The sequence below is a fragment of the Halorubrum sp. SD683 genome (assembly GCF_002135045.1).
GTDB lineage: Archaea > Halobacteriota > Halobacteria > Halobacteriales > Haloferacaceae > Halorubrum > Halorubrum ezzemoulense.
The window spans coordinates 1-9,581 of sequence record NZ_NEWJ01000090.1 but is presented as its reverse complement, the minus strand read 5'-3'; the positions used below and the strand labels follow the sequence as shown (position 1 = coordinate 9,581).

Below are 9,581 nucleotides of genomic sequence, written 5' to 3'. Positions count from 1 at the left end.
CGGCGAGATGTCGGCGCTCCCGCTCGACGTGAAACACCGCGTGGTACGCCGTGACCGCGTCGAAGCGGTCGGCCGCGAACGGGAGCGCCGACATCTCGCCGTGGCCGAGCCGGGCCTCGGGGACGGTCTCTCGGGCGAGGTCGAGCCCCCGGCGAGAGATGTCGATCCCGACGCTGCCCGGCGGGAGGTGCGCGAGCGTGCGCGCGCCGTCGCCGCAGCCGACGTCGAGGACGAGCGGGTCGCCGTCGCCGACCGCGGGGTCACTTGCCAGCGCGTCGAGCAGGTCGTCGATCAGCGCCGCGTCCGAACCGTCGGGGTCGCGGCGGGCGGCGTACGTCTCGGCGACCTCGTCCCACGCGCGGCGCACCGCGTTGCGGTCCATACCGACGTGACGGGCGCGAGCGGCTTGATTTCGTCGGCGGTCGAGGCACGCTGGCGCCGGCGGTCGAGGCACGCCGGCACCGCCGCTCGTCGTTCCGGGCGCGCGAAAAGATTGTCGGGGTTCGAGGCGGGGTCGTGCCCGACCGCGTCAGTCGTCGGCCGGGGCGCGCGGCTCCGCCGGGGGCTCGGGCTCCTCCGTCTCGCCCGCCGGCTCGTCGACCGCGTCGGCGTCGGGGATCGCGTCGGGTTCCTCGTCCGGCTCCTCGGATCGATGGCGTGCCCGGACCTCCTCCCAGGTCATCGCCTCGTCGTAATGGTGGCACATGGCAACTATTGACAAGGTCTGTTCGCTCATAAGCGTTACGTCGGTTAAGCGGGGTGAGAGCCCGCAAAGCGCGGTGTCGACGGGACGGACAGATCGGCCCGGGCGCCGAACTGACGGTCGCGGACGCCGGGCCGATCGGCGGGGGCGTCGACCGTAACGCCGGCTCAGTCGTCGGCCGAGGACGGAGTCGTCGCGTCGGCGCCCGCGTCGGCGACGGCGTCGGGCGCGGGCCCGGCGACCGCCTCGGCGACCTTCTCGATGGGGTGCGGCGGGGCCGCGGCCGCGGCGTCGCGGTCGCCGAGCTGTGACCGGCAGGAGGCCCCGGGGGCGGTCACCGTCTCGCCGTCGCTCTCGTCGACCTGATCGAAGAGGATCCGACCGATCGCCGCCGAGAGGTCGTAGTGTTCGGACTCGTAACCGAACGACCCCGCCATCCCGCAACAGGAGGAGTCGAGCGGGTACACATCGTAGCCGGCGCGCCGCAGCACGCCGACCGCGTGGTGGTCCTTGTTCGTCGCCTTCTGGTTACAGTGGCCGTGGTAGGTGAGCGACTCCGCGGGCGCGTCGAACGCTAGCCGCTCGTCCACGCGGCCGGCGTCGAGGTACTCCAGGACGCCGCACGCGGCGGCCGACACCGCTCTGACCTCGTCGCCGTCGAGCAGGTCGAGGTACTCGTCCTGAAACATCACCGCGTCCGAGGGCTCGACGAAGACGACCGACTGCCCGTCGCGGACGCGGGGCGCGAGCGCCGCGACGTTGGCCTCGGCGCGCTCGCGGGCCGCGTCGAGGAATCCCGTCGAGAACGCCGCGCGGCCCGAGGGCGCGAGGTCGTCCGGCACCTCGACGCGGACGCCGGCCGCCTCCAGCACCGAAACGGCGGCCTTGCCGGCGGCCGGGTAGCTGTAGTTGGTGTAGGTGTCGGGGAACAGCGCGACCGTGTCGGTCGCGTCGGCGGGGTCGACCGTCGAGCCCCCGCGCGCGTCGAACCACTCCTCGAAGCTCTCGGCGCGGAACGTCGGGAGCTCGCGGTCCGGGGCGATCCCCGCGACCGCGTCCATCACCTTGCGGGCGCCCGGGAGCTTCGTGGCCGCGTTCGAGAGCGGGGCGAGCGCGCTGCCGAGCGCGGAGAGTCGGTCGATGTCGCGAAAGATGCGCTCGCGGAGGCCCGCCCCCTCCCGCTCGTGGTGGTCGTGTTTCACCTCGGCCTTGAGCTTCGCGAGGTCGACCCCCGTAGGGCAGTCGCTCTTACACCCCTTACAGCCGACGCAGAGCCCGAGCACCTCCTCTTGGAACCGGTCGGAGTGGATCTCGTCGTCGTCGAGCTCCCCGCTGATCGCGGCCCGCAGCATGTTCGCCCGGCCGCGGGTCGACTGGACCTCCTCCTCGGAGGCGCGGTAGGTCGGACACATCACGCCGGAGTCGGTCTCTCGGCAGGTGCCGCAGCCGTTACACAGCTCGACGAGGTGCGAGAGCCCGCCCTCGTCGGAGAAGTCCAGCTCGGTCTGCGGCTCGATCGACTCGTAGGCGGGGCCGTACCGGAGGTTCTCGCGCATGTCCGTCTCGGCTGCGGTGTCGGGATAGCCCCGCTCGGCCGCGGTGTCACCGTCGACGTAGACGACCTTCCCGGGATTCATCCGCCACTCGGGGTCGAACGTCGACTTGAGTTCCTGGAACGCCGCCCACAGCGCTTCGCCGTACATCTTCGGGTTGAACTCGGTGCGCGCGAGCCCGTCGCCGTGTTCGCCCGAGAAGGCGCCGTGGTGTTCCAAGACGAGGTCGGTGACGTCCTCGGAGATGGAGTGCATCTTCTCGACGCCTTCCTCCTCTTTCAGCGAGAGGATGGGCCGGATGTGGAGCGTCCCGCTCCCGGCGTGGGCGAAGTACGCCGCCGAGGTGTCATGATCCGCGAGGACCGACTCGAACTGCCCGACGTACTCCGCGAGCTCTTCGGGCGGGACCGTGGCGTCCTCGATGAACGGGTACGGCTTCGGGTCGCCCCGCATGCTCATCAGGAGCGGGATGGCGGCCTTCCGGAGCTTCCAGAGGTCTTCTTGGGCCTCGGGGGCGTACGCCTCCAGTACGTCGAACGCGTCGCCCTCGGCGACGAAGTGCGCCGTCGTGTCGGCGATCGCGTCCGCGAAGTCGTCGACCAGCTCCGAGTCCCACTCCAGCATGAGCGCCGCGGCCGCGCGCTCCGGGATCGGCTCCGCGTACTGCGCGAACTCCTGTGACCCGGCCGCCAGCGAGAACACCTCGTCGTCCATCAGCTCGACCGCGCTCACGGGGAACTCCAGCGCCTCCGGGACCGCCTTCATCGCGTCGACCAGCGAGTCGAAGGCGTACAGCGCGAGCGCCGTCTCCTCGGGTCGCGTGACGAGCGACACCTCCGCCTCGACGATCGTCCCGAGCGTCCCCTCCGCGCCGACGAACCGCTTCGAGAGGTTGATCACCCGCTCGCCGTCGTCGTTCTCGTAGATCACCTTGTGGAGGTTGTACCCGGAGACGGAGCGCTTGAGGTTCGGGTACTTCTCGTCGATCGCGGCCTCGTTCGCCTCGACGAGCGCGCGGGTCGTCTCGTACAGCGCCGCCTCCCGGTCGTCCCCTTCGACGATCGCCTCGTACTCCGGCGAGTCGAGGACGACCTCGCGGGTCTCGATCAGCGACCCGTCGGCGAGCACGACTTTCAGCTCCTCCGTGTACGCGTCGGTGATCCCGTACCGGACCGAGTGCGCGCCGGTGGAGTTGTTGCCGATGCCGCCGACAACCGTCGCCCGCGCCGAGGAGGCCGGATCCGGCGCGAACTTCAGCCCGTCCTCCGCCAGCCGGTCGTCGAGCCGGTCCTGAACGACCCCGGGCTGGACCACCGCCCTCCGGTCGTCCGGGCGCACCTCGACGATCCCGTCCATGTGCGTCGAGAAGTCGAGGACGACACAGCCCGGACCGACGCTCTGCCCGGCCAGCGAGGAGCCGGCCCCCCGCGGGATGACGGGGACGCCGTGGTCGGCCGCGACCGCCATCGCCGCCCGCACGTCGTCGATCGAGCGGGGGACGACGACGCCGGCGGGCCGGGCCTGATAGACGCTCCCGTCCGTGGCGTACAGCACCTGCGCGTACTCGTCGAACTGGACCTCGCCCGTCACGCGCTCGCGGAGGTCCGCCGCGAGCGCCCGATACGCGGGCACGTCCGGCCGATCGTGGCCGAGCGCGGCCGCCGACGTGTCCGGGGCAGGTGTGTCACCGCCCCTCGTGGGCTCGCTTGCCATGATAACGACCGGGGGAGAACAGAGAATAAAACCTTTGTTCATGATAGTTTCGGCGGGGCGCGGTCGCTCTCGTCGCGTGTTGCCTCGCTGCGTCCGTCCGAGGCGTCCTTCTGCTGCGTCCGTCCGAGGCGTCCTTCTGCTGCGTCCGTCCGAGGCGTCCTTCTGCTGCGTCCGTCCGAGGCGTCCTTCTGCTGCGTCCGTCCGAGGCGTCCTCCGGCTTGCCGTCGGGATTTATGCCGTCGCCGCGACAGCACGACGCATGGAGGTTCTCCACACGTGTCTCAACGTGGCGGACGCCGACCGCGCCGCGGACTGGTACGCCGAGCAGCTCGGGTTCGAACGCGCTTGGGAGTTCACGACCGCCGACGGCGACACGCGCAACGTGTACGTCGCCGGCGACGGCGGCGTCGAGTTCCAGCTGTCTGACACGGACGGCGCGGCGCCGAGCGCGGACGGCGACCGCTACGACCACGTCGCCGTCGGCGTCGACGACGTGGACGCCGCGTTCGAGACGATCGACCACCACGGCGTCGTGAAGGAGCCGGGCGACCAGCCGGAAGCGGGGGCCCGGACCGCCTTCGTGAAGGACCCGGACGGCCACGTCGTCGAGCTGATCGAGCCTCTGTGAGCGGTCGGGCACCGAAGGCGGCGGTGCGTCCGGACCGGACGACGCGCGTACTTCGGCGGTCACCACCCGTCGTCGTCATCGCCGGGCCACACGTCCACGTCGACGTCGTCGAAGAACGCGGACGGTCCTCGACGACCGCCCAGACCAGCACCGTGATCAGCGCGAGAACGAAGAGGCGGCCAAACCGCCCCGCGTCCTCCGTTCCGAGGGCGTGGCCGAACGGCACCGCGTAGCCCACCCACACCAGCAGCCAGCCCCATCGCCTGTTCGCCTCCGTCCCGTGGCGCGGAGCGCCACGTACCCGAGCCCGGCGACGGCGACCGTCACGGGGAGTCCCGGGAGCGAGGAGAGCCGAAAGAGCCAGAACGCCGCGACGAACGTCGGCACCGCGACGACGTGGTGAACGAGCGCTCCCCACCTGCCGTCACCCATACTATTAGCGTGGCTCCGAATCGCAAAAAAAGCGGACGCCAGAACAGGGAGTGCGGCGCGCGACTCCTTACAGGATCCCGGCGGCCTCGGCCGTCTCGACGATGTCTTGGGCCATCTTGTTGGTCGCCTCGTCGACCATCTGGCCGTCGACGCTCACGGCGCCTTTGCCCTCCTCCATCGCCTCGGCGTAGGCGTCGACGATGCGCTTGGCGCGCTCTGCGGTCTCCGGGTCGGGCGCGAACACGTCGTTGCCGATCTCGATCTGCGATGGGTGGATCGCCCACTTGCCGTCGCAGCCGATCATGTTGGCGCGCTCGGCGGACTGCCGGAACCCGTCGGCGTCCTCGATGTCGGCGTACGGGCCGTCGAGACACGGCAGGCCGGCCGACTTCGCCGCCGAGTTACACTCGGAGAGCGCGTGGTGCCAGTAGTGGCCGGGGTACTCTGGGAACTGGCCGATGTCGAGCCCGGGCGTACCCATCGCCGCGGAGTAGTCTCCCGGCCCAAAGATGATCGAGGAGAGCCGGTCGGAGGCGTGCGCGATATCGTGGACGTTGTGGATCCCCTCGCCGTCCTCGATCTGGGGCTCGAGGCCGATGGCGCCGACCTCCAGCCCGTTGTTCACCTCGACCTGCCGGAGCAGGTTCTCGACGGTGTGAATGTCGCTGGCGGACTTCACCTTGGGGATGATGATGTCGTCGATGGACTCGCCCGCGGCGCCGACGACGGTGATCACGTCGTCGTACCACCACTCCGTGTCGATCCCGTTCATCCGGAAGCTGAGGACCTTATCGCTCCAGTCCTCCTCGCGGGCCGCCGCGATGAGGGGCTCGCGGGCGTCCGGCTTGGCGTTGGGGGCCACGGAGTCCTCGAGGTCGAGGAACACCTCGTCGGCGTCGCTGTCGGCGGCTGAGTGCATCATCTTCTCGTCGCTCGCCGGGGTCGCGAGCTGCGTCCGGCGAAGGGTAACGTCCGTCATCTGTGTCGAATCTATCACGCTCGTCCATGAAAATAAAGCTACCTTACGCGGGGTATTTTCGCCGGGTCGAAAACGAGTTAACGGCCGCCGAGCCGCGGCCGCTACGGCTTGACCAGCACCTTGATCGCCTCGCGCTCGTCCATCAGCCGGTACCCCTCGGCGACGCCGTCGAGGTCGACCGTCTCGGTGAAGATCGGCGCGGGGTCGAGCGTTCCCTGTAGCACGTCGGCCATCAGCTCCTCGGCGTATGCGCGGACCGGGGCGACTCCGCCCGCGAGCGTGACGTTCTGTCCGAACATCCCGAACACGTCGAGCCCCTCCTCCTCGACGCCGTAGGGGACGCCGACGTACCCGATCGTGCCGCCGGGACGGACGGCGTCGATCGCAGTGTTCATCGCGCTCGCGGCGCCGACGCACTCCATCACGTGGTTCGGCCCGCCGTAGGTGAGCTCTCGGATCCGCTCGACCGCGGCCTCACCGCGCTCGGAGACGGTCTCGGTAGCGCCGAACTCCTCGGCGAGTTCGAGCCGGTCCTCGTGGTGGCCGACGGCGACGATGCGCTCCGCGCCGAGCCGACGCGCCGCGAGGACGCCGCAGAGCCCGACCGCGCCGTCGCCGATGACGGCCACGGTCGACCCCGCCTCGACGCCCGCGCTGACCGCAGCGTGGTGGCCGGTGCCCATCACGTCGGTGAGCGGGAGCAGCGAGCGGAGCGTGTCCTCGTCGTCGGCGTAGCGGTCGGGCACGCGCACGAGCGTCCCGTCGGCGTGGGTCGACCGGACGTACTCGCCCTGTCCGCCGCCGTTGTCGCCGCCCCAGGAGTCGCCGTTCTCGCAGGAGGTGTGGAGCCCCTTCCGGCAGAACTCGCACTCGCCGCAGGAGATCGCGAACGGCGCGAGCACCCGGTCGCCGGGCTCGACCGAGGTGACGGCCTCTCCGACCGCCTCGACGATCCCCATCGGCTCGTGGCCGACCGGGGAGCCGGGGTCGCGCTCGCTGTCGCCGCGGTAGAACCAGAGGTCGGAGCCGCAGACCGCGGTGTGGGTCACGCGGACGATCGCGTCCGTCGGCGCCTCGATCTCGGGCCGGGGTCGCTCTTCCACGCCGATGTCGCCGGGACCGTTGAAGACGGCTGCTCGCATACAGTTCGCTTCCGGCGCGGGCGGCAAAAATGAGAGGGTGACGGAAGTCGCTCGGGCGCGGACCGACCGATCAGCCAGCGGTGCCGTTCGTCGGGGGCTGGCCGGACCCCGGCTGCGTCGGGCCCGTGGATCCGCCGTCGCCGGGCGGCGTCCGGTCGTTCGTCACGAGGAAGTCCGCGAGGTTACCGATCAGCGCGTCGTTGTCGGCGCGCCTGGCGTTGTCCGGCGACAGGAAGTCGCTGTCGCCGATCATGACGACCTCGTCGTTGCGGACTAACAGCGGCGCGTCCGTGGGCGCGCGCGTCGTCGAGAGCTCGCTGCCCTCGATCGGGCGCAGCACGTCGGCGCCGCCGGCCGGCGTCCCGACGGGCGTCGCCGACGGGAACACCGCGCGGTCGACGCCCTCGGTCAGCGACGCGTCGCCGGTCGCCTCGGCGTACACGCGCTGGTAGTTCAGGTCGTTCTCTTCCATGTTGTACACGTACCCACCCTCGGTCGTGACGTCGAGCGTCGCGTCGAGAGACGCCGCGCCCGGCTGCGAGTACGCCGCGTCGGGCTCGGTGGCGAGCACGACGTGACCGCCGGACTCGACGAACGACTCGATCGCGTCGAGCTCGTCCGGCTCGTAGTCGGTCCGGAACGTCACGAACGCGTCGGCCTCGGCGAGCCGCTCGCCGAGCTGAGTCGTCTCCTCGGCGCCGGGCCGCGCGGGCCGTCGCTGCTGGTCCGGATCGGGGACGTACACGCCCACCTCGTGGCCGTTCTCGATGAGCGCGTTCGCGAGCGGCCGGATGTCCCGGTCGGCGACGCCGCCGCCGCCGAGCCCGATGAGGCTGAAGGGGAGCACCGGACGGGCGGTGGCCGGTTCGACGCCGGGGTCGACGAGGACGGTCTGGGAGCCGGCCGAGGCGTCCATCTCGACCGTCGCCTGCCCGGGCGTGTCGTTCGCGATCAGGTCTGGGTTCTGGTAGTGGTCGTTCTGGATCGCCGGTGCGGGCGCGGCGCCGTCGGCGGTCACGTAGCCGGCGACCGCGGCGCCGCCGGTGACCGCCGCGAGGGTCACGACGAACGCGGCCGCGAGGGGGGCGACGCGGGTCACGCGCCAACACCTCCGCTGAGCCGCGCCGTCTCGTTCCCCGGCGTCCCGCGCTCGGTCGAGGCCGCGCCGCCGGTCCGCACGTCGGTCTCGGAGAACCGCTCGATCGTGTCGACGTGCGGGACGGCGGGCGTGTACACGTACGTCGAGGGCATCGGCTTCACGTCGGCGTACCCGGGGTCGTTCGCGTGGATCGCGACGATCCCGGTGTCGGTCCGGACGAGGAAGGGGATGCCGAACTCCTGTCCGGTCTCGCGGGTGTCGACCGTGTACTCGCCGAGTTCCTCCTCGGTCGCAGCCGCGTGAATCGCCTCGTTGAGCGAGCCGATCTCATCGGCGAAGCCGTTCTGAACGGCCTCGGTACCGAGGTAGGTGTCGGCCTTCGCGACCTCCTCGCGGGGCATCTCGAACTCGTCGCTACGCTCGGCCATCATCGCGTTGATGAACGTGTCCGCGAGCGTCTGTTGTTCGGCCCACGCCTGCGTCGGGTTACTTCCGGCCTTGTCGGGGCCGCTCGGCCCGAGCGCGGTCGACGACGCTCGGGGCGCGGGAGCGTTCAGGCCGATGCTGCCGACCGTCGAGGTCGGGAGCACGTAGATCTCGTCCGCGGGCGCCATCGCGTAGTAGCCGCCCGAGGCGCTGATCGACTGGACGCTCGCGATGACGGTCATGTCATCGCTCGTCCGCTGGACCGCCTTGTACATCCGCTCGGAGGCGACGGGCGCGCCGCCGGGCGTGTCCAGCTTGAGGACGACCGCGCCGACGGACTCGTTGGCGCGGATGTCCGCTAGTTCGCTCTCAACGTCGTCGGCGAGGGCCGTGTTGACGGGCCCCTCTATCTCGACGACGGCGACGGTATCACTCGGTTCGTTTGTCGCCGCGTACACGCTCGGAGCGAGCACGGCGCCGACCAGAGCCGCGGCCAGCACGACGACAGCCACCTGCTGTCGCGACGTGAGGGCCGTGGAGGGCTTGTCTGCTGACATCGCCGTCTTATACGATCGGCAACTGTATGATAAAAACAACGACTCCGGGACGACGACGCCGCGAGCGACGGGGGCGAGACGGGTGGGCGAACCCGTCGCGAGGCCGGGAAGCGATCGCGCCCGTCGCCTACGGCTCCAAGACGACTCGGAACCGCGCCTCGTTGTCGGCCATCCGGTCGTACGCCGCGGCGACATCGTCGAGGGCGAACGTCTCGATCTCCGGCGCGATGTCGCGCAGGGCGCTGAACTCCAGCGTGTCCTGCGAGTCGCGGGCGTGTCCCGAGCCCCACCCCTCGACGGCCCCCCGCGTCCCGACCCGCCGCTGGGCGTCGCCCGACACCCGCCCCCC

The 9,581-nt window shown here is 70.8% G+C and carries 9 protein-coding genes and 1 pseudogene; 2 read left to right on the top strand and 8 right to left on the bottom strand.

From position 1 onward, the window contains the following. The 3 genes from B9G49_RS14675 to B9G49_RS14670 form a co-directional block, all read right to left on the bottom strand. Positions 1-382 (bottom strand): class I SAM-dependent methyltransferase (locus tag B9G49_RS14675; RefSeq protein WP_143414720.1); only part of this gene is annotated, 382 nt, incomplete at its 3' end. A gap of 147 nt (positions 383-529) precedes the next feature. After that, on the bottom strand, positions 530-706 hold the full coding sequence (locus B9G49_RS16860) for a hypothetical protein (RefSeq protein WP_198943843.1): 177 nt from the start codon (positions 704-706) through the stop codon (positions 530-532). A gap of 164 nt (positions 707-870) precedes the next feature. Further along, positions 871-3,969 carry an FAD-binding and (Fe-S)-binding domain-containing protein gene (locus B9G49_RS14670; RefSeq protein ID WP_086216866.1) on the bottom strand — a complete coding sequence of 1,033 codons (3,099 nt, stop codon included), beginning with the start codon at positions 3,967-3,969 and terminating at the stop codon, positions 871-873. Positions 3,970-4,228: 259 nt separating this feature from the next. On the opposite strand from B9G49_RS14670, the gene B9G49_RS14665 reads away from it, so the two are divergent. Further along, on the top strand, positions 4,229-4,597 hold the full coding sequence (locus B9G49_RS14665; RefSeq protein WP_086216865.1) for a VOC family protein: 369 nt from the start codon (positions 4,229-4,231) through the stop codon (positions 4,595-4,597). A 280-nt stretch (positions 4,598-4,877) separates the two neighbouring features. Continuing rightward, positions 4,878-5,000 carry a hypothetical protein gene (locus B9G49_RS17210; RefSeq protein ID WP_255376758.1) on the top strand — a complete coding sequence of 41 codons (123 nt, stop codon included), beginning with the start codon at positions 4,878-4,880 and terminating at the stop codon, positions 4,998-5,000. Positions 5,001-5,096: 96 nt separating this feature from the next. Here B9G49_RS17210 and B9G49_RS14660 read toward each other — a convergent pair whose 3' ends face one another. The 5 genes and pseudogenes from B9G49_RS14660 to B9G49_RS14640 form a co-directional block, all read right to left on the bottom strand. Further along, entirely contained in the window at positions 5,097-6,008 is a 912-nt protein-coding gene (locus B9G49_RS14660) for a CoA ester lyase (protein ID WP_086216864.1), read from the bottom strand. 101 nt (positions 6,009-6,109) lie between these two features. Further along, positions 6,110-7,150, bottom strand: coding sequence for a zinc-dependent alcohol dehydrogenase family protein (locus B9G49_RS14655; protein ID WP_049931862.1), 1,041 nt, complete (start codon positions 7,148-7,150; stop codon positions 6,110-6,112). Positions 7,151-7,220: 70 nt separating this feature from the next. Next, complete coding sequence (locus B9G49_RS14650; RefSeq protein WP_086216863.1) at positions 7,221-8,249, bottom strand: DUF4350 domain-containing protein; 1,029 nt, start codon at positions 8,247-8,249, stop codon at positions 7,221-7,223. After that, positions 8,246-9,232, bottom strand: coding sequence for a S49 family peptidase (locus B9G49_RS14645; protein WP_049931860.1), 987 nt, complete (start codon positions 9,230-9,232; stop codon positions 8,246-8,248). The genes B9G49_RS14650 and B9G49_RS14645 overlap by 4 nt, the downstream gene beginning before the upstream one ends. A 127-nt stretch (positions 9,233-9,359) precedes the next feature. Next, a pseudogene (locus B9G49_RS14640) lies at positions 9,360-9,581 on the bottom strand (alcohol dehydrogenase); the annotation flags it as partial.

What these genes read in the sequence shown, in the direction of transcription:
- B9G49_RS14645 (WP_049931860.1), bottom strand. Translation starts at nt 9,232, where the DNA reads ATGTCAGCAGACAAGCCCTCCACGGCCCTCACGTCGCGACAGCAGGTG.
- B9G49_RS14670 (WP_086216866.1), bottom strand. Translation starts at nt 3,969, where the DNA reads ATGGCAAGCGAGCCCACGAGGGGCGGTGACACACCTGCCCCGGACACG.
- B9G49_RS14660 (WP_086216864.1), bottom strand. Translation starts at nt 6,008, where the DNA reads ATGACGGACGTTACCCTTCGCCGGACGCAGCTCGCGACCCCGGCGAGC.
- B9G49_RS14665 (WP_086216865.1), top strand. Translation starts at nt 4,229, where the DNA reads ATGGAGGTTCTCCACACGTGTCTCAACGTGGCGGACGCCGACCGCGCC.
- B9G49_RS14655 (WP_049931862.1), bottom strand. Translation starts at nt 7,150, where the DNA reads ATGCGAGCAGCCGTCTTCAACGGTCCCGGCGACATCGGCGTGGAAGAG.
- B9G49_RS16860 (WP_198943843.1), bottom strand. Translation starts at nt 706, where the DNA reads ATGTGCCACCATTACGACGAGGCGATGACCTGGGAGGAGGTCCGGGCA.